Source organism: Dactylosporangium sp. NPDC050588 (genome assembly GCF_040654975.1).
Classification (GTDB): Bacteria; Actinomycetota; Actinomycetes; order Mycobacteriales; family Micromonosporaceae; genus Dactylosporangium; species Dactylosporangium maewongense.
In genome coordinates, this window is the sequence record NZ_JBFAJA010000080.1 from 46,496 (window position 1) to 65,236 (window position 18,741).

Annotated in this window: 16 protein-coding genes; 13 read left to right on the forward strand and 3 right to left on the reverse strand. The window is 72.0% G+C overall.

Going from position 1 to position 18,741, the window contains the following annotated elements:
• The first annotated feature begins 126 nt into the window (after positions 1-126).
• From AB0I21_RS42790 to AB0I21_RS42820, 7 genes are all read left to right on the forward strand, one after another.
• Positions 127-3,153 (forward strand): DEAD/DEAH box helicase, encoded by a 3,027-nt coding sequence (locus AB0I21_RS42790; RefSeq protein ID WP_360569391.1) that lies wholly within the window; start codon positions 127-129, stop codon positions 3,151-3,153.
• 16 nt (positions 3,154-3,169) lie between these two features.
• The gene (locus AB0I21_RS42795; RefSeq protein WP_360569392.1) at positions 3,170-3,457 is read left to right on the forward strand and encodes a YciI family protein; all 288 of its coding nucleotides are present in this window, start codon (positions 3,170-3,172) and stop codon (positions 3,455-3,457) included.
• Positions 3,454-4,305 carry an SWIM zinc finger family protein gene (locus AB0I21_RS42800; protein ID WP_360569393.1) on the forward strand — a complete coding sequence of 284 codons (852 nt, stop codon included), beginning with the start codon at positions 3,454-3,456 and terminating at the stop codon, positions 4,303-4,305. The genes AB0I21_RS42795 and AB0I21_RS42800 overlap by 4 nt, the downstream gene beginning before the upstream one ends.
• A gap of 30 nt (positions 4,306-4,335) precedes the next feature.
• Positions 4,336-5,004, forward strand: a complete 669-nt coding sequence (locus AB0I21_RS42805) for a hypothetical protein (RefSeq protein ID WP_360569395.1) — start codon at positions 4,336-4,338, stop codon at positions 5,002-5,004.
• A 2-nt stretch (positions 5,005-5,006) separates the two neighbouring features.
• On the forward strand, positions 5,007-5,912 hold the full coding sequence (locus AB0I21_RS42810) for a septum formation family protein (protein WP_360569397.1): 906 nt from the start codon (positions 5,007-5,009) through the stop codon (positions 5,910-5,912).
• The gene (locus AB0I21_RS42815) at positions 5,909-6,151 is read left to right on the forward strand and encodes a hypothetical protein (RefSeq protein WP_360569399.1); all 243 of its coding nucleotides are present in this window, start codon (positions 5,909-5,911) and stop codon (positions 6,149-6,151) included. The genes AB0I21_RS42810 and AB0I21_RS42815 overlap by 4 nt, the downstream gene beginning before the upstream one ends.
• Positions 6,152-6,338: 187 nt before the next feature.
• Positions 6,339-6,647, forward strand: coding sequence for a hypothetical protein (locus tag AB0I21_RS42820; protein WP_360569401.1), 309 nt, complete (start codon positions 6,339-6,341; stop codon positions 6,645-6,647).
• A gap of 3 nt (positions 6,648-6,650) precedes the next feature.
• Here the strand turns inward: AB0I21_RS42820 and murD are convergent, their stop codons facing one another.
• Positions 6,651-8,000, reverse strand: a complete 1,350-nt coding sequence (gene murD / locus AB0I21_RS42825) for a UDP-N-acetylmuramoyl-L-alanine--D-glutamate ligase (RefSeq protein WP_360569403.1) — start codon at positions 7,998-8,000, stop codon at positions 6,651-6,653.
• The gene (locus AB0I21_RS42830) at positions 7,987-9,303 is read right to left on the reverse strand and encodes a hypothetical protein (RefSeq protein WP_360569405.1); all 1,317 of its coding nucleotides are present in this window, start codon (positions 9,301-9,303) and stop codon (positions 7,987-7,989) included. The genes murD and AB0I21_RS42830 overlap by 14 nt, the downstream gene beginning before the upstream one ends.
• 408 nt (positions 9,304-9,711) lie before the next feature.
• On the opposite strand from AB0I21_RS42830, the gene AB0I21_RS42835 reads away from it, so the two are divergent.
• Positions 9,712-12,357, forward strand: a complete 2,646-nt coding sequence (locus AB0I21_RS42835; RefSeq protein ID WP_360569407.1) for a transglycosylase domain-containing protein — start codon at positions 9,712-9,714, stop codon at positions 12,355-12,357.
• 54 nt (positions 12,358-12,411) lie between these two features.
• Here the strand turns inward: AB0I21_RS42835 and AB0I21_RS42840 are convergent, their stop codons facing one another.
• A complete protein-coding gene (locus tag AB0I21_RS42840; protein WP_344502775.1) occupies positions 12,412-12,936 on the reverse strand; it encodes an AAA family ATPase in 525 nt (174 codons plus the stop codon).
• A gap of 123 nt (positions 12,937-13,059) precedes the next feature.
• On the opposite strand from AB0I21_RS42840, the gene AB0I21_RS42845 reads away from it, so the two are divergent.
• The 5 genes from AB0I21_RS42845 to AB0I21_RS42865 form a co-directional block, all read left to right on the forward strand.
• Complete coding sequence (locus AB0I21_RS42845; protein ID WP_360569409.1) at positions 13,060-13,437, forward strand: hypothetical protein; 378 nt, start codon at positions 13,060-13,062, stop codon at positions 13,435-13,437.
• Between the two features lie 300 nt (positions 13,438-13,737).
• Positions 13,738-14,748, forward strand: coding sequence for a LacI family DNA-binding transcriptional regulator (locus AB0I21_RS42850; protein ID WP_344502777.1), 1,011 nt, complete (start codon positions 13,738-13,740; stop codon positions 14,746-14,748).
• Positions 14,749-14,964: 216 nt separating this feature from the next.
• Positions 14,965-15,780 (forward strand): exodeoxyribonuclease III, encoded by an 816-nt coding sequence (locus AB0I21_RS42855; protein ID WP_360569412.1) that lies wholly within the window; start codon positions 14,965-14,967, stop codon positions 15,778-15,780.
• A gap of 493 nt (positions 15,781-16,273) precedes the next feature.
• Positions 16,274-17,269, forward strand: coding sequence for an ABC transporter permease (locus AB0I21_RS42860; RefSeq protein ID WP_360569414.1), 996 nt, complete (start codon positions 16,274-16,276; stop codon positions 17,267-17,269).
• Between the two features lie 215 nt (positions 17,270-17,484).
• Positions 17,485-18,741: ABC transporter substrate-binding protein (locus AB0I21_RS42865; protein WP_360569416.1), on the forward strand; the 1,257-nt coding region annotated here is incomplete at its 3' end.

Here is an 18,741-nt window from a genome sequence, read left to right on the forward strand (position 1 = left end):
CGGGGTCGCGAGCCAATGTGAATATGACTCGGGTTACCGGATGGTAACAACGACATCCATCACTGAACAGAGGTTCAGCCGTCCGTGTCGGCCGGGCTGGGCTAGGCTCCCTGAGGTGATCGCAGGGTGATCGTCGTGCACGCAGCCTGGCTCGACGGCCGCCTCTGCCTCTGGGCCGAGGACACCGACACGCCGCCCGCATCGCGGCGGGGGCGCCGGCCGAGGGTCCCCGCGCACCCGTTCGCCGTCCGCGGCCTGCGCCTCGACGAGGACACCGGCCTCCAGGCGACCCGCACGCTCACCCTCCCCACCCGCGGCGACCTGCCCGAGCCGTCGCCCGCCGCGTCGGTGCGGCTCCCGCCCGCCGACGGCCCGCTCCGGCTCGGCGAGTGGACCGTCGACACGATCGAGTACGACGCGGACGACGCCTACGCCCTCCTGCGCTCCAGCCTCGTGGCGATCACCGGCGACGACGGCGACGACGACTTCGTCTTCGGCGAGACCATCCGCGCCCTGGCCACGGTGGCCACCTTCGCCGGCTCCCTGGTCCGCCGCGGCCGCATGCTGCCAGGGCTGACCGGCGCCGAGGCCCGGTGGGTCCCGGTGCTGACCGGCCGGGACGCCGCATACACCCGCTCCCTGGCGCTGTCGCTGCCGCAGGCCGTGCTCGGCGGCGCGCCCTCCCGGGCGGCGCTGCTCACCGAGGTGCTCGACACGCTCGTCGACGCCGCCGCCCGCGCCGTGCTCCCGCCCGCCACCCACCGGCTCACCGGCGTCGCCGGCGCCTGGCTCACCGCGCTCACCGGCACGGACCGTGCCGTCGAAGGGTCCCCGGCCGAGCTCGACGCCCTGGGCGCCGACCTGCGGGCATGGCAGGCCGACGCGGTCGGCGGCGCGGTCCGGGCCTGCTTCCGGCTCGCCGCACCGCCCGACCCCGGCACCATCGAGTACGCCCGCCTCGACCTGGACGACGACGAGGAGCCGCAGTGGCGCCTCGAGTTCGCGCTGCAGGCCGCCGACGAGCCCAGCCTCGTCGTCGACGCCGCCACCGTCTGGCAGGCGCCCGGCCCGATCGAGCTGTCCCAGTGGCAGGTCCCCGCCCCGCAGGAGACGCTGCTCGCCGAGCTCGGCCGGGCCAGCCGCCTGTACCCGGCGCTGGAGGACTCGCTGCGCTCGGCCCGGCCCGCCGCGCTCACCCTCGACACCGCCGGTGCGCACCAGCTGCTCAGCGAGCACGCGCCGCTGCTGTCGGCCGCCGGGTTCGGGGTGCTGCTGCCCGGCTGGTGGCGCAAGCCCCAGGCCAGGCTCGGCGCCCGGCTCACCGCCAGCAGCCCGTCCACGACCCAGCCCGGCACCGTCGCGACGAAGAGCGCCGTCGGGCTCGGCTCCGTCGTCGACTACCGGTGGGAGCTCGCCATCGGCGGCGACCCGCTCACCGGCGAGGAGATGCGCCGGCTCGCCGACTCGAAGGCGCCCCTCGTGCGGCTGCGCGGCGAATGGGTCGAGCTCGACCAGCGCCGCCTCGCCGCCGGCCTCGAGATCATGCGGCGGCAGGCTGAAGACGCCGAGATGACCGTCGCCGACCTGCTGCACCTCGCCGGCGGCGACACCGAGGGCCCCGGCGGCCTGCCGGTCGTCGAGGTGACCGCCGACGGGTGGCTCGGCGACCTGCTGTCCGGCGACACCGAGCTGCGGGTCCCGGCCGCGACGCCGCCCGCGCAATTCGAGGGCAGCCTCCGCCCGTACCAGCTGCGCGGCCTCAGCTGGCTCAGCTTCCTCGAATCGGCCGGGCTCGGCGGCATCCTCGCCGACGACATGGGCCTGGGCAAGACCGTCCAGCTCCTCGCCCTGCTCGCCGGCGACGCGCCCGGCCCGACGCTGCTGATCTGCCCGATGTCGCTGGTCGGCAACTGGCAGCGGGAGGCGGCGAAGTTCGCGCCGGCCCTGCGCGTGCACGTCCACCACGGCGCCGAGCGCGCCCGCGGCGCCGACTTCCGCGCCGCCGTCGCCGCGTCGGACCTCGTCATCACCACCTACTCGATCGCCGCCCGCGACGCGGCCGCGCTGAAGTCGCTGTCGTGGCACCGGCTCGTGCTCGACGAGGCGCAGGCGGTGAAGAACGCCGCCACCAAGCAGGCCGTCGCGGTCCGCGGGCTGCCGGCGCGGCACCGCATCGCGGTCACCGGCACCCCGGTGGAGAACCGGCTCGCCGACCTGTGGTCGATCATGGACTTCGCCAACCCGGGGTTGCTCGGCAGCGCCACGAAGTTCCGCGAACGCTTCGCCGAGCCCGTCGAGCGCCGCGGGGACGCCGACGCCGCCGCCCGGCTTCGCCGCATCACCCAGCCCTTCGTGCTGCGCCGGCTCAAGACCGACCGCGGCATCATCTCCGACCTGCCGGAGAAGCTGGAGATGGAGGTGCTGTGCAACCTCACCCGCGAGCAGGCGTCGCTCTACCAGGCCGTCGTCGACGAGATGCTCGGCAAGATCGAGCGCAGCGAGGGCGTCGCCCGGCGCGGCCTGGTCCTGGCGACCATGACCCGCCTCAAGCAGATCTGCAACCACCCGGCGCACGCGATGCGCGACGGCAGCCGCCTCGCCGGGCGCAGCGGCAAGCTGCAGCGCCTGGAGGAGATCCTCGACGAGGTCCTCGCCGCCGGCGAGCGCGCCCTCGTCTTCACCCAGTACGCGGAGTTCGGCGGCATGCTCCGGGCGCACCTGTCCGCCCGGCTCGGCCGCGAGGTCGCGTACCTGCACGGCGGCCTCGACAAGCCGGCCCGGGACGCGCTCGTCGCCCGCTTCCAGGCCGCGACGCCGTCGTCGCCGCCGGTCTTCGTGCTGTCGCTGAAGGCCGGCGGGACGGGCCTGACCCTCACCGCCGCCAACCACGTCGTGCACGTCGACCGCTGGTGGAACCCCGCCGTCGAGGACCAGGCGACCGACCGCGCGTTCCGCATCGGGCAGCGCCGCGCCGTGCAGGTCCGCAAGTTCGTCACCGCCGGCACCGTCGAGGAGAAGATCGCCGCGATGATCACCGAGAAGCGCGGCCTCGCCGCGAAGATCGTCGGCACCGGCGAGCAGTGGCTGACCGAGCTGTCCACCGCCGAGCTGCGCTCGCTGCTGGCCCTGGAGGCGGGAGCGGTGGTCGAGTAGCCACTAGACTGCACCGGTGTTCGTGATCACGCTGAGCTACCTGGTCGACGTCGAGCAGATCGACGAGCTGATGCCGGCCCACCTCGAATGGGTCGGGGAGCAGTACGCCGACGGCATCTTCCTCGCCTCCGGCCCTCGGGTCCCGCGCGACGGCGGCGTCATCCTCGCCGCCGGGCTGCCCCGGCCGGAGCTGGAGGCGCGGCTGGCGCTGGACCCGTTCGTGCAGAAGAGCGTGGCCGCGTATGACGTCGTCGAGTTCGCGCCGCGGGTCGTCGCACCAGGACTGGATGCGCTGCAGGCGTGACGGCACCCGACCACCGGCCCGACTACTGGGGATCACGGACCGTCAAGGTCGAGGGCGGGATCCGGGCGCGCAGCACGCGCGGCGACATCGGCGAGAGCTGGTGGAGCAAGCGCTTCCTCGCCGTCCTCGAGTCGTTCGCGCTCGGCACCCGCCTCACCCGTGGCCGCAACTACGCCCGCGCCGGGCAGGTCCTGTCGCTGACCGTCGAGCCCGGCGAGGTCGCGGCGGTCGTGCAGGGGTCGCGGCCCACGCCGTACCAGGTGAGCATCGCGCTGCAGGTCTTCGGCGACGACGTGTGGGGGCGGGTCGAGACCGCCCTGGCCGCGGAGGCCCTCGGCGCCGCGAAGCTCCTCGCCGGCGAGCTGCCGCCGCACGTCGAGGACGTGTTCGCCGACGCCGACGCGCCGCTCTTCCCCAGCCGCGTGTACGACCTGGCGATGCGCTGCTCCTGCCCCGACGCCGCCGTGCCGTGCAAGCACCTCGCGGCCGCGTTCTACCTCCTCGCGGAGCGCTTCGACGCCGACCCGTTCCAGATCCTGCTGTGGCGCGGCCGCGGCCGGGAGACGCTGCTGGCCAACCTGCGCGCCCTGCGCACGGGCACCGCCACGGTCGCGGCCACGGTCACCGGGCCGGCGGAGCCGGTGCTGACGGGGGCGGCCAGGGTCCTCGCCGACATGGCCGAGCCGGAGGTGGAGCCGGAGCGCTTCTGGTATCCACCGGTGCCCCTCGCCGAGCCCGAGCCCGGCGCCGTCACGGGCCGGGACCTGCTGCTGCGCCAGCTGCCGACGCCACCGCCGGCACTGGGCGGCCGCGATCTGCTGTCCGCATTGCGCAGCTGGTACCGGTAGCGCCGTTCACGTTCGGGTAGGGTCGCGGGCATGACCGGTCCGCAACCGCCGCACCAGCCGGAGCCGTCGCCGCCCGGCCCGGCCGGACCGCACGACGCCCAGCCGACTCCCCCGTCCGGCGCGGCGCAACCGTCGTCCGGGGCGCCCCAGCCCGGTGGGCCCCCGCTGCCGGCCGCGGTCCACGCGTTCGGGGCGCCGCAGCCGTTCGGTGCACCGCAGCTGTTCGGGGCGCCGCAACCATTCGGTGCGCCGCAGCCGTTCGGGACACCACCCGGTGCCGCGTCGCCTCAAGCCACGCCACCACCGTCCGGGGCACCCCAACCATTCGGCGCCGCCCAGCCGCCGGGCACGCCGCCGCCGTTCGGCGCTCCGCCGCCATCGAGCGCGCCGCAGCCATCGAGCGCGCCGCAGTCGTTCGGCGCCCCGCCGCCGTCGAGCGCGCCGCAGTCGTTCGGGCCGCCGCAGTCGTTCGGGGCGCAACCGCCCGGGGCCCCGCAACCGTTCGGCGCTCAGCAACCGTACGGGGCACCCCAGTCGTTCGGGGCGCCGCCGCAGCCGCCGCGGGACAAGCTGGTCGTCCCGCTGATCATCATCGTCGCGACGCTGCTGGTGCTGTGCCTCGCGGGCGCCGCCGGCGCCGTCTACTTCCTGCGGGAGGAGCCCGGCGGCGACAAGACCTCCGAGATCGTCGGCGGCTGACCGTGCGGCGGGGTCGGCGGGTCACGGTCGCGATCCTGTGCGTGGCCGGCGCGCTCGCCGGCTGCGGCACCCCCGCCGGCACCGACGGCGACCTCACCAACGGCTGGCCAGCCCTGCCCGCCGCCTCCTACGCCCCGCCCGCCCAGGGGTCGTGCCTGCAGGGGGCCGTGGCCGCGTTCGAGCCGTCGGCGTCGCCGCTGCGGGCCGTCGACTGCGCCGAGCCGCACGCCGTCGAGGTCGTCGGCGGCGGCACCGTCCCCGACGCGCCCGCGCCGCCCGCCTGGGACAGCGACCCGAGCCGCGCCGCGTACGCCGAGTGCGACAAGGCCGCCACCGCCTACCTCGGCGGCGACTGGCGCACCGGGCGGCTGTTCCCCGTCTTCCGCATGCCGGCGGCGGCGACGTGGCAGGCGGGCGGCCGCCGGTACCTGTGCGGGATCGCCGAGGCGTCCGACGACCTCTTCGCGCCGCAGGAGCGGACCGGCAGCGTCAAGGGCGGCCTGAGCGGCGGCACGGGCCCGCTCGCGCTCACCTGCGTCCAGCTCTCCGGCGGCAACCTCGACGCCAAGGGCTTCTACGGCACCGTCGACGCGGTCAAGCCGGTGGCCTGCGACGCCCCGCACGACACCGAGTTCGTCGGCGCCTGGACGGCCCCCGCCGGCGGGTACCCGTCGCAGCAGAAGCTCAAGGAGCTCGCCGGCGACGCCTGCTACCTGAAGATCGCCCAGTTCCTCGGGCTCTCGCAGACGCAGCTGTTCCAGCGGGCCGACATCTACACGTTCTGGACCGGCCTGACCGCCAACCAGTGGGCCCTCGGCGACCGCACCGCCCACTGCTTCCTCAACGTGTCGAGCAAGACCCCGCTGCGCGTCTCGGTCCGTAACCTCGGCACGAAGCGGCTGCCGTGACGCTGACGCTGCCCGAGCCCTGCGTGGTCGTGCTCGTCGGGCCGGGCGGTGCCGGGAAGTCGACGTGGGCCGAGGCGCGCTTCGCCGCCGACCGGATCGTCAGCAGCGACCGGCTCCGCGCCTGGGCTTCGACGAGGGACTCGCTCGCGTCGGAGGGGTTCGACGCCGTACACCTGGAGCGACCGAGATCGGAGACGCCGGCGCGCACGGTGCCCGAGGCGGTCGTCGCTGCTCGATGACGCGCTGCGGGTGCTGCCGCTGCTGTGGGGCAAGGGCAGCCCCAGGTTCGAGGGGCGGGCCTGACGGTGCCGGAGGCGCTGTGCTACCCGCGGCCCGTACAGGAGCGGCTGCCGATCATCGGTCGGCGGCAACGGCGAACGGCGCACGCTGCGGCTCGCCGCCACCTACGCCGACGCCGCTGACGTCATGGGTGACCTCGCCGCCGTGCGCCGCAAGGCGTCCGTGCTGCACGGGTACAACCCGGACACCCGCCTCACCCACCTGGGCACGGCGCTCGTCGCCGCCGACGACCGCCACCTCGCCGACCTCGTCGAGCGCCGCCGCGGCCGCAGGTCACGCGAGGCCTACGCCCGGGAGGCCGACGCCGGCACCGTCGCCGACCACGTCGGCCGCTTCCGGCAGCTGGCGGACGCGGGTGTCCGCGAGGCGATGGTGCGCCTCCCCGACCCCGAGTGCCTGGCCCCGACGGCCGAGGTCATGTCCGCCTTCCGCTGAGCGCTACGGGGCGGTGTCGGTGATCGCCTGGCGGAAGACCTTGGAGCGGTGGGCGTAGTTGTCGAAGCGGCCGTAGCTGGGGGCCGCCGGCGACATCAGCACGACCCCGCCGGCCGGGGTCACCTTGCGGGACAGGGTGACCGCCTCCTCGAGGCTGCCGGCGACGTGGGTCGTGACGAGGGGCAGGTCCGCGAGGAGCCCGACGAGGCGGGCGCCGCTGTCGGGCATGCCGATCACCGTGGTCGGGGTCGTCGCCGCGGCGAAGTGCTCGCGCAGCGGCGAGTAGTCCACGCCGCGGTCCTCGCCACCCAGCAGGACCGTGAGCGGGCGGTCGCGGAAGGCCTCGATCGCGTGGATCGCGGCCTGCGGGATCGTGGACAGCGAGTCGTCGACGAACGTGAGGCCCGACGGGTCCTCGATGCGCTCCAGTCGGTGCGGCAGGCCGGCGAAACCGGCGAGGGCCGCCTCCAGCAGCGGCGCCGTGGCGGCCACGTCGACGCCGTAGGCCTGCAGGACGCCGAGGGCGACGCACAGGTTGGCCTCGTTGTGGGAGCCGAGCAGGCGCAGGGCGGTGCGGGGGAAGAGCGGGGTGCCGCCGAGCCTGAACCCGCCGCCGGCCAGGTGGAACGAGTCGGGGCCGCCGACGACGTGCAGCGGCAGGTCCGTGAAGCGGCGGGCCAGCTCCGACAGGACGGACGCGGAGCCGGCGTGCACCACGACCGCGGACGGGCCGTTGGCGACGAGGTTGAGCTTGACCCGGTAGTACTCGTCCTCGCCGCCGGTCCAGTCGAGGTGCTCCGGGAACAGCGACGTGACGGCCGCGACGCGGGGCGAGTCGTCGAGGTCGGCGCACTGGTACGCCGAGAGCTCCAGCACATAGGCGGGCGCGGGCGGCAGGTCCAGCACCGGGATGCCGATGTTGCCGCCGAGCTCGTTGGGCGCGCCGGCGGCGGCCAGCAGATGGCTGACGAGGCTGCTCGTGGTGCTCTTGCCCTTGCTGCCGGTGACGCCGATGGTCACGTCGCGGTGGGCGGCCATCCACAGGGCGGTGCCGCCGGTGACCCGGGTGCCGGCGGCGCGCAGCTGGACCATCCACGGGTGGGTCTGCGCGACGCCGGGCGAGCGGACGACGACGTCGGCGGCGCGCAGCGCGTCGAAGCCGGAGGGCCCGGCGTGCAGCGGTGCGAGCGCGGCGAGCTCCGGCGACCAGTCCTTGGTGAGGAAGTTCTGCCGGTCATCGACGGCGACCAGCGACGCGGGGCCGGCGGCGGCGATGGCGCGGACGGCGGCGACGCCCTCGCGGCCGGTGCCCCAGACGGCGACGCGCCGGTCGCGCAGGTCAGCGAGCTGCACCGAGACCCTCCAGGGCGGCGAGGTAGACCGGCGGGACCAGGTTGGGTCCGTCGCCGCGGAACGTGGCCTCGACCTCGGCGTCGGACGGCAGCCCCGCTCCCGCCCGCACCTCGGTGGTCAGCGCGGACACGATCAGGGTGTCCTTCCACTCGTCCTGCTCCGCGAGGAGGCGCAGCGCCACGAGGGACTCCTCGATCTCGCCCACGCACTCGAACGGCTTGTGCGCGGTGAGGCCCATCAGCTCTCGGTACCCCGGCAGCTGCGTCGGATCGGCGAAGATGTCGGTGCCGAAGATGCCGAGCAGGCGCTCGCGGCCGGTGAACGGGGCCATGGCGAGGAAGACGAACCGGCACTTGGGGCAGTGCCCGCACCACCGGTCGGTCGCGTCGCGCTGTTTGAACGCCGCGTTGCAGCTGGTCACGACCGCGTCGTAGGCGGTGAACTTCGCGAAGAGCGCCGCGATGTGCAGCTCCGACAGCCCGCGCAGCAGCGAGAAGTACGCCTCCTGCAGGCCGGCGTGCGCGAGCAGGGCGTCGCGCAGGTGTGCCTCGGCCGGCAGGCCCTTGGACCACTGGTGGTTGATGTCGCGGCCGAGCCAGCTGAGGTTGGGCACCGAGGCCGAGGACTCGTTGGACATGACGACCGGGCCGAGCCCGTGCATGAGTGAGGCGGCGACGGCGATCAGCGAGTTGATGGCCGTGACCGGGATGTGGCCGTTGTACGCGCCGGCGGCGTTCAGCTCCCGCATCCTCGGGTCGAGGGTGCGGCGGACGGTGCGGACGGGCTGCGGTGACACGGCCATGACGCTGCGGATGATCGGGTTGGGGTTGACCGCGAACAGCACCGGGTCGAGCCCCGCCCGCTGCAGCGCCTCCATCGTGACGATCGAGTCCTTGCCGCCGCCGACCGCCGCCAGGGGCGGGCCGGACGGCTCGTGGGTCTCCGCCGGCGGCTCGGCCCACGGGCCGGGGACGATCTCCAGGTCCAGCACGTAGTCGAGCTTGTTCTGGTACGCGAACTCGCCGAGGCCCTCGCGGAACAGCGCCGTCACCCACGCCCACGCCTTCTCGGCGACCGGGAACCCGAGCTCGACCTTCCGCGGCGCGGCGATCTTGTAGTACGACGTGGACGCCGCGACGTAGAGGAGGTCCAGGACCCGGTCGAGGGCCGGGTGGAGCACCGACGGCGGCCCGAAGTCGACGGTCTCGGTGAGCACGAGGTCACCGAGCGCATAGTGGAAGCGGGCGACACCGGTCGACGGGTCGAACTCCCGGCCGGGGAAGCGCAGCGCTTCGACGTTCACGCGGGGTCTCCTAGCTTTCGCGCCCGCGCCATCCACGGACCGGGCAATGGTATCTGCCGCGCACCGCCCGCCGGCCGGTCCGGTGCGTCGGGAACCCGCCTCCACAGCGTCACCCCGACTGTCACGGAAGGTGAGCGGGATCGCCCTCGATGGCGGAAGGACGTACGCTCTGGCCATGCGTACCCAGGGACGGGTTGTGGACTTGCCGGCGTCGCCGATGACGCAGTGTGAGTTCCGTGGGTGGCACCACCCGCCGGGACGCGCTGCGGTGCAGCTACAGGGCCGGCTCTGGGCAGCGGCGACGGGGTGACCCCGTCCCGAGACCTGCCCGATGGCCGGGCGAGTCGCGGCAACCCCGCCGCGCCGCCGCCGGACGCACAGACTTGGGGGCAACACAGCGTGGGACAGATGCACTACGGCGGTGAGCCGGGCAACCCGCCGGCGGGCAGGGCGAGCGTTCCGGGCCCGCCGCCGCAGGCCGGGCGCGCGAGCGTCCCGGGTCCGCTGCCTCAGGCGGGGCGCGCGAGCGTCCCGCCGCCGCCCGCGGAGCCGCCGACCGGGCGCGCCTCCGTGGGTGGGCCTGGCGGGGGGCCGGTCCGGGCCGCCGCGCCGGTGACCGGGCCGGTCACCGGGTCGGCGTCGGTGCCGACGTCCGGGGCGGCGTTCGGCTCGGCGTCCGCGCGGGCCTCGGTGCCGTCGTCGGCGCGGATGGCGCCGCCGTCCGCCGCCGTCCCGGACGCCCCCGAAGGGCGGCCCTCCCCGGGTGCCCGCGCGAAGAAGCGGCGCCGGCGCAACATCCTCATCGCCGCGCTCGCCGCGTTCATCATGGTCACCGGCATCGGCATGGTGGCCGGCACCTACTACTTCGACCAGGTGGAGCTGCCGGAGAACCTCGCGCTGGAGCAGTCGACGTCGATCTACTACGCCGACGGGCCGCTGATGGCCCGCATCGGGCGCAACCGCACGCTCGTCAAGTTCGAGGACATCCCGAAGCACGTGCAGCAGGCCGTCGTCGCGGCGGAGGACAACACCTTCTACACCAACGACGGCGTCGACTACTGGGGCGTCGCCCGCGCCGCGTGGAACAACGTCACGGGCGGTGAGCTGCAGGGCGCCTCGACGATCAGCCAGCAGTACGCCCGTAAGTGGGCGACCCTCGAGGGCGTCACGTACGGCCGGAAGGTCCGCGAGGCGATCATCGCGACGAAGCTCAACCAGCAGTACACCAAAGACCAGATCATGACGATGTACCTCAACATCATCTACTTCGGCCGCGGCGCGGACGGCATCCAGGCGGCGGCGTACGCCTACTTCAACAAGCCCGTCAAGGAACTGACCGTCGCCGAGGGCATGGTGATCGCCGGGATCATCAAGAACCCGAACGGCGACAAGGAGAAGGGCAGCCCGTTCGACCCGACGGTCAACCAGGCCGAGGCACAGGGCCGCTTCGACTACATCCGCAAGCAGATGGTGGCCCTGAAGTTCATCCCCGAGACCGAGGCGCAGCAGCTGAAGCTGCCGACGCCCATCACGCAGGCGCAGAACCGGGCCAACAACGCCACCGCCAACACCGGCCTGAACAACCCCGAGGGCCTCGCGGTGCACCACGTGCTGCAGGAGGTCGCGGCGCTGACCGACCCGGCGACCGGGGGGCTGCTGTACGAGGACGTCGACCCGCAGGGCGCGAAGAACTTCGACAGGATCCGCAACGGCGGCCTGAAGATCGTCAGCACGCTCGACTCGCGCATCCAGAAGGTCGCGGTGCAGGAGGCGAGCACGCAGAGCAAAGACTCCAACATGTTCAACCAGCGGGACAACCTGCAGGCCGCCCTGGTCGCGGTCGAGCCCGGGACCGGCGCGGTCAAGGCCTACTACGGCGGCGACAAGGGCTCCGGCAACGACTACGCCGGCTACTACATGGATCCGGTGCTCGGCGACGGCAAGCCGAGCTGCTGCGGCGGCCACCCGCCGGGCTCGACCTTCAAGGTCTACACCCTCGCGACGGCGCTGATGGCCGGCTACACCATCGGCTCCTACTGGAACGGCGTGCCGCACGACATGGGCAGCCGCACCGCGGCGAACAAGAACCAGGTCAAGAACGCGACCGAGGGCACCATCCCGCACTGCAAGTCGGGCTCCGGCACGTGGTGCACCCTCGAGGAGATCACGGTCGACTCGCTCAACGTCCCGTTCTTCGAGATCGCGATGATGCTCGGCCCCGACAAGGTCATCGACACGGCGCGGGCCGCCGGACTCACCGGGATGTGGGCCACCGTCAAGGTCGACGGCAAGTTCGAGGCGCAGCGCCAGGACCTGCTCAAGCTCAAGGGCACGGACGTCGGCGGGAAGCTGTTCGACAACGAGGTCGGCTTCGGCCAGTACCCGATCACCGTCCTGGACCACGCCGGCGGCATGGCCACCTTCGCCGCCCGGGGCATGGCCGCGAAGACCCACTTCCTGAAGGAGGTGTGGCAGGGCGACAACCGCGTGTTCGCCGAGGTGCTCAAGCCGCAGCGGATCGCCGGGTTCACCGAGCAGATGGCCGACGACCTGACCACGGTCCTGCAGGGCGTGCCTGCGCACTACGGCCTGAAGGCTGCCCACGGCTACCAGCTCGCCGGCAAGACCGGCACCTGGCAGCTGGGCACCGGCACGGACAACGCGCACGCGTGGATGGCCGGTTACGTCCCGTACGACAAGTCGAAGAACTCCCCCGGCCTTGCCGCCGCCGTCTGGGTGGGCAACAAGGACAAGGAGATGCCCATCAAGTTCAAGAACGGCGAGAACATCATCGGCGGCAAGCTGCCGGGACCCGTCTGGCGGGACTTCCTCGACGGGGCGCTGACCGCGGTGAAGATGCCGAAGGTGTCGTTCCTGCCGTCGAAGGGCGTCGGCGACAAGGACGTCGGCACGGGCATCTCGCCCACCCCGAGCGCCCCGGTCGACCCGGCGAACCCGACGCCGAACCCCAACCCGAACCCGAGCCCCAGCGGGTCCGGGCCGAGCAAGAGCCCGAAGCCGAGCGCCAGCCCGAGCGCCAGCAAGAAGAACTGACCGGTCCTGACCGGTCCTGACCGGTCCTGACCGGCCCTTCCTCGAAAGGGCCGGTCAGGACCGCCAGGCGGCGATGATCGCCGCCGCGTCGTCGGCGACCTCGTCCGCCTCCAGGTCGTCGGTGTCCAGGACGGCGTCGGCGTGGGCGCGCAGGTCGCGCCGGGCGGTGAGGTAGGCGCCGAGCTGGTCCAGGCGCCACGCCTGCGGGTCGTCGTCGTCATCGTGCTCGACGCGGTCGATGAGCACCGGCGCGGACACGTCGAGCAGCAGGTGGCGCACCTCGTGACCGCGGGACCGCAGCCCGTCGAAGACCTCGGCGAGCACCGGGGCGCGGACCACGGTCATGGGCACGATGAGCGGGTCGGCGCCGCGGGTCTGCCACGCGGCGGCGGTGACCGTGGCCGAACGCCAGACCGGGAGGTCCTGGTAGTCGCCGGACTTGAGCCGCCCGACGGTGCGCTTGAGGACCCAGCCGATGCGCTCCGGATCGAACGCGCGTGCCTTCGGGTCCCGGCGGCACAACTCCTTCGTGAGGGTCGTCTTGCCGACGCCGAAGGGTCCATTGATCCAGACGATCACCGGTCCAGCCTTTCACGGGCCGGCGCCCCCGGGGGCTTCCATCCGGTTACGCCGCGCCGGGCTGCCAGGTTCTTCGCAGCGGGCGTCGAGCCCAATGGCAGGCGCGCGGGCGATAAATGAGGCATGAACATCTTGACCCTCCCCCAGCGCTCCGCTTCCGGCCTCGACCACGCCACCGTGCTGCTCGTCGCGGGCGGGGCGAGGTTCACGGACCTGACCCGGTACCTCCCCCACGACTGGACGGTGCTGCGCCGCACGACGGACGAGCCGGGCGGCCGGGACCCGGACATCGTGGTGCTCGACGACCCCGGCCCGAAGGCGGTGACCGCCGCGTGCCTGCGGCACCCGTCGTCGGCGATCGTGGTGGTGCTGAGCCCTTACAGCGACCACCAGGAGGTCGTCGACGTGCTCGAGGCGGGTGCGGACGCGTGTGTGCGTTCCAACACCACTGCCGTCGTCGCGGCACATGTCGAAGCCTGCCGGCGACGCCAGGCGGCATAGGGGTATTTGGCGTTTCCGACAACATATTCCAGAGAGCGCTTTCACGGGGTTTTACGATTGACAATGCGCTAGTCATGAGCCACTCTGAATCGTGTCTTGAGAGCGCTCTCAGGCCGATTGGCGGCCAGGGTGACCAGCCGATCGTCCAGGCGAAACGTGATCAGGGTGTAACCGGTGTGAGGGTGCGACGGGCGGCGGAGCGGCATGCTTCGTCGCCCGTCCTTTTTCTGCGCCATACCATCGGGCGACTTCAGTCATGATGGGTCCGGCAGACAGATATGGGGGAAAGCGCAGATGGTGATGTCGGGGCGGGATCGGCCCACGCTGGAGAACGTCGCGCAACGTGCCGGAGTCTCGCGGGCCACCGCCTCCCGCGTGGTCAACGGCTCGACCTCCGTCGCGCCGCACATTCGCGACAAGGTGCTCAACGCCGTCGACGCCCTCGGGTACGTGCCCAACCAGGCGGCCCGCAGCCTGGTGACCCAGCGGACCGACTCGATCGCCCTCGTCGCCTCGGAGACGACCAGCCGGGTGTTCTCCGACGACCCCTTCTTCGCCGCCGTCATCCGCGGCGTCAGCCTGGAGCTGGAGGCCGCCGACAAGCAGCTCGTGCTGATGATGGTCGGCCCGTCCGGCCCCAGCCACGACCGGGTCGAGCGCTACGCGACCGGTGGCCACGTCGACGGCGCGATCATCTTCTCCATGCACGGCGCGGACCCGCTGCCGGAGCGGCTCAGCCGCGCGGGCGTGCCGGTGGTCTGCAACGGCCGGCTGCTCACCCAGTCGCAGGTGCCCTATGTCGACGTCGACAACGAGGACGCGGCCCGCGCCGCGGTGCACCACCTGCTCGACACCGGCCGCCGCCGGGTGGCGACGATCGCCGGGCCGCAGGACATGAGTGCCGGCATCGACCGGCTCAAGGGGTACCGGTCCGCGATGCAGGACGCCAGCCGGCGCTCGATCGTCGCGGTCGGCGACTTCACCCGGCAGTCCGGCGCGCTCGCCATGAGCCAACTCCTCGCCGACGACCCGCAGCTCGACGCCGTCTTCGCCGCGTCCGACGCGATGGCCGACGGTGCCCTGCGCGCCCTGCGGCAGAACGGCCGCCGGGTGCCCGACGACGTGGCGGTCGTCGGGTTCGACGACATGGAGTTCGCCCGCGACACCGAGCCGCCGCTGACCACCGTCCGGCAGCCGATCACCGACATCGGGCGCACGGTCGCCCGGCAGGTGCTGCGGATGGCGGCCGGCGAGCAGATCGAGCCGGTGCTGCTGCTGCCGACGGAGCTCATCAAGCGCGAATCGGCTTGAGTGCGCCGCTTGCGGCGCATTGGGGGGCTCCGGGGGTGAGAATCCCCCCGGCGGGACCCGCCGCTTGCGGTGGGGCAGCCAGTAAGAGCTTGAGTGCGCCGCTTGCGGCGCATCGGAGGGCTCCGGGGGTGAGAATCCCTCGGCGGGACCCGCCGCTTGCGGTGGGCGGCCTGTAAGAGCCTGACGAGTTCATCGAGATAGGGCATTGTGGGACAGGTGAGACTCGCGACCTGGAACGTCAACTCGGTCAAGGCCCGGCTCCCCCGGCTGCTCGACTGGCTCGAGACCACCGGGCCTGACGTGCTCTGCCTGCAGGAGACGAAGGTCGGCGCGGACGGCTTCCCCACCGAGGAGGTCGCCGCGCTCGGCTACGCCGTCGCCGCGCACGGCGAGGGCCGCTGGAACGGGGTGGCCCTGCTGTCGCGGGTCGGCCTCGACGACGTGGTGCGGGGCTTCGAGGGCGACCCCGGCTGGGGCGGCGAGCCGACCGGCGAGGAGGGGCTGTTCGAGTCGCCCCGCATCGAGGCCCGGGCCGTCTCCGCGACCTGCGGCGGCGTGCGGGTCTGGTCGGTGTACGTGCCGAACGGCCGCACCCCCGAGTCGGCGCACTACACGTACAAGCTGCGCTGGCTCGACGTCCTGCGCTCCCACATGGTGGACGAGCTGACCCGGACGGACCGGCTCGTGGTGTGCGGGGACTTCAACGTCGCGCCGACCGACGCCGACGTGTTCGACCCCGCGGCGTTCGCCGGCGCCACGCACGTGACGGCGCCCGAGCGGGAGGCCCTGGCCGCGTTGCTCGCCGCCGGGCTGCGCGACGTGGTGCCCACGCCGATGAAGGGCCCGAACCCGTTCACATACTGGGACTACCGCGCCGGCATGTTCCATCAGGACAAAGGCATGCGGATCGATCTCTTCTACGCGAGTCCGGCGATCGCGGAGGCCGTCAAGACCGCCACCATCGACCGCGAGGCACGCAAGGGCAAGGGTCCGTCGGACCACGCGCCGATCGTGGTGGACATCGACGTTTGAACACGCTCCGTGACCAGTGACACCTGGCCGGACGGTACTGTTAAAAGTGAAACGATCAAGTAAAGTGGTGGCTGGCCCACGACCTCCTTTTGTGCGTGCTCCGGCCAAAGCGGAGCGTGATCACACCGTTACGATGAGCTGGTAATTCGCCCGATTCGGGGGTGTATGATCCAAAAGTCTTTGTGCTTGGATCACGCCTCCATCACGGCCCGGCGTGGACTTGGTTACAGGACGGGGGGTGACCCTTGACGATCGGCCGAACGGGAGACAGGGTTCCTCCAACGGAGGCGACACACCAAGTCGGCTTCGTGCACGCTCTGCCCGTGGACCGAACCTGCGGATAGGGCACCAGGAGTCCACGAAGACACAGCCGATCGGCTGCTGACGCCACGGGCCCCGGTCTGGCCGACGCGCGGTTCCATGCGACGGCCATTGCTGGCGGTTGCGCAAGGCGGGGCAAGCGGCCGGGGAGAGGGGCGCCACGCCCATGACTATGGGACCCGTCACGTCCAAGAGCGACGAGCAGGTGCCGAGTGTCGAAGAGGCGACCAGTACGCCGTCCGGTGTCCCCGCCAAGGCCATCGAGGGTAGGTCGCTCGGTCAGATCGCCTGGACCCGTCTGAAGCGTGACAAGCTCGCGCTGACCGGTGCCGGCGTCATCGTGTTCCTCGTGCTCGTCGCGATCTTCGCACCGCTGATCAACAAGGTGTGGGGACACCCGATCAACGAGTACCACCAGGACAAGATCAACCCCAACCTCGGCGGTATCCCCGAGCCCGGCACGTGGGGCGGCATCAGCAAGGAGTTCCTGCTGGGCGTCCAGCCGGTCACCGGCCGGGACATGTTCTCGCAGATCATCTACGGTGCCCGGGTCTCGCTGCTGGTCGCGCTGTCCGCCACGGTCGTCGCGGTGATCCTCGGCGTCGTCCTCGGCATCTGCGCCGGCTACTTCGGCGGCTTCATCGACAGCATGGTCAGCCGCCTGATGGACCTGATCCTGGCGTTCCCCTACCTGCTGTTCTCGATCGCGCTGATCTCCGTCGTGCCGGTCACGACCGCCTGGCGCATCGCGGTGGTCGTCGGCGTCATCTCGTTCTTCAGCTGGCCCTACATCGGCCGCATCGTCCGCGGGCAGACCCTCTCCCTGCGGGAACGGGAGTTCGTCGAGGCCGCCCGCAGCGTGGGTGCCGGGCCGACCCGGATCCTCTTCCGCGAGCTGCTGCCCAACCTGGTCGCACCGATCCTCGTCTACTCGACGCTCGTCATCCCGACGAACATCGTCTTCGAGGCGTCGCTGTCCTTCCTCGGCGTCGGCGTGCTGCCCCCCACTCCCTCGTGGGGCCGCCTGCTCTCCGACGCGGTGAACTACTACACCTACGACCCGGTGTACATGTTCGTGCCGGGCCTCGCGATCTTCATCATGGTGCTCGCCTTCAACCTGTTCGGCGACGGCCTGCGCGACGCGCTCGACCCCAAGGCCAACCGGTAACCCGTACCAGCGCTGCCACCTGCGTACCGACCCCGCCACCCCGTGCCCGGACCGGATTGCCGCACCTGGGATCCGTCCGTGCCGCCCCGATCTCCGCTCGCACAGCAGCACAGCTCGGACGGCCCGTCCCTCGGCGGGTCGTGCCAAACAAGGAGGGAAACCTAGTGAGAATGAGGACAGGGGCATTGGTGGCCGGTTCGGCTGCTGTCGCCCTGGTGTTGTCCGCCTGTGGGTCGGGCGGCGACGACAAGACGCCCAGCACGGGCTCCAGCACCGCGGGTGTGTCCGGCTTCAACGCCGCTACCAAGGGCGTCATCAACCCTTCTGACAAGAAGGGCGGCACGCTCAAGCTCGTCAACCACTCCGACCCGGACTCGTTCGACCCGGTCCGCGCGTACTACGCCTGGGTCTGGAACTTCCAGAAGGGTTACTACGTCCGGACCCTCCTCACCAACGCGTCGAAGCCGGGCGAAGACGGCCTGAAGCTCGAGGCCGACCTGGCCGAGAAGCTGCCGGAGATCACCGACGGCGGCAAGACGTACACCTTCAAGCTGAAGGACGGCGTCAAGTTCGAGGACGGCGCGCCGATCACCTCGAAGGACGTCAAGTACGGCATCGAGCGCGTCTTCGCGCAGGACGTGCTGTCCGGTGGCCCGACCTACATCATCGACGTGCTCGACCAGGGCCAGAAGTACCCCGGCCCGTACAAGGACACCGACCCCGACAAGCTGGGTCTGAAGTCCGTCGAGACCCCGGACGACAAGACGATCGTCTTCAAGCTGAAGGAGCCGCTGTCGGACTTCAGCTACCTGCTCGCCATGCCCGGCGCCGGCCCGGTCCAGAAGGCCAAGGACACCGGCGACAAGTACGGTGACAAGCCCGGCTCGACCGGCCCGTACAAGTTCCAGTCGTACGAGCCCGGCAAGAAGGCCGTCCTGGTCCGCAACGAGAACTGGGACGCCAAGACGGACCCGCTCCGCAAGGCGCTGCCGGACCAGATCGACCTCACCATCGGCACGGCCGTCGAGGAGATCGACAACCAGCTGCTGAGCGGCGACGTCGACATCGACACCGCGCAGACCGGTGTCCAGCAGGGTGCGCAGCCGAAGATCCTGCTTGACCCGACCAAGAAGGCCAACGCGGACACGCCGACCACCGGCTTCATCCGCTACTTCTCGATCAGCACCAAGGTCCCGCCGTTCGACAACATCCACTGCCGCAAGGCCGTGCAGTACGCGACCGACAAGGTCACGATGCAGACCGCGCGTGGTGGCGCCGAGGCCGGTGGCGACATCGCCATCAACATGCTCCCGCCGAACATCGCGGGTCACGACCCGGCGATGGACCTGTACAACACCAAGTCGGGCAAGCCGCAGATCGACAAGGCCAAGGAAGAGCTGGCCGCGTGTGGCAAGCCGAACGGCTTCGACACCGTCATCGCCACCCGTAACGCCGGCAAGGAGCCGAAGACG

What these genes read in the sequence shown, in the direction of transcription:
- AB0I21_RS42805 (WP_360569395.1), top strand. Translation starts at nt 4,336, where the DNA reads ATGACCGGTCCGCAACCGCCGCACCAGCCGGAGCCGTCGCCGCCCGGC.
- AB0I21_RS42820 (WP_360569401.1), top strand. Translation starts at nt 6,339, where the DNA reads ATGGGTGACCTCGCCGCCGTGCGCCGCAAGGCGTCCGTGCTGCACGGG.
- AB0I21_RS42835 (WP_360569407.1), top strand. Translation starts at nt 9,712, where the DNA reads ATGCACTACGGCGGTGAGCCGGGCAACCCGCCGGCGGGCAGGGCGAGC.
- AB0I21_RS42845 (WP_360569409.1), top strand. Translation starts at nt 13,060, where the DNA reads ATGAACATCTTGACCCTCCCCCAGCGCTCCGCTTCCGGCCTCGACCAC.
- AB0I21_RS42850 (WP_344502777.1), top strand. Translation starts at nt 13,738, where the DNA reads ATGTCGGGGCGGGATCGGCCCACGCTGGAGAACGTCGCGCAACGTGCC.
- AB0I21_RS42860 (WP_360569414.1), top strand. Translation starts at nt 16,274, where the DNA reads ATGGGACCCGTCACGTCCAAGAGCGACGAGCAGGTGCCGAGTGTCGAA.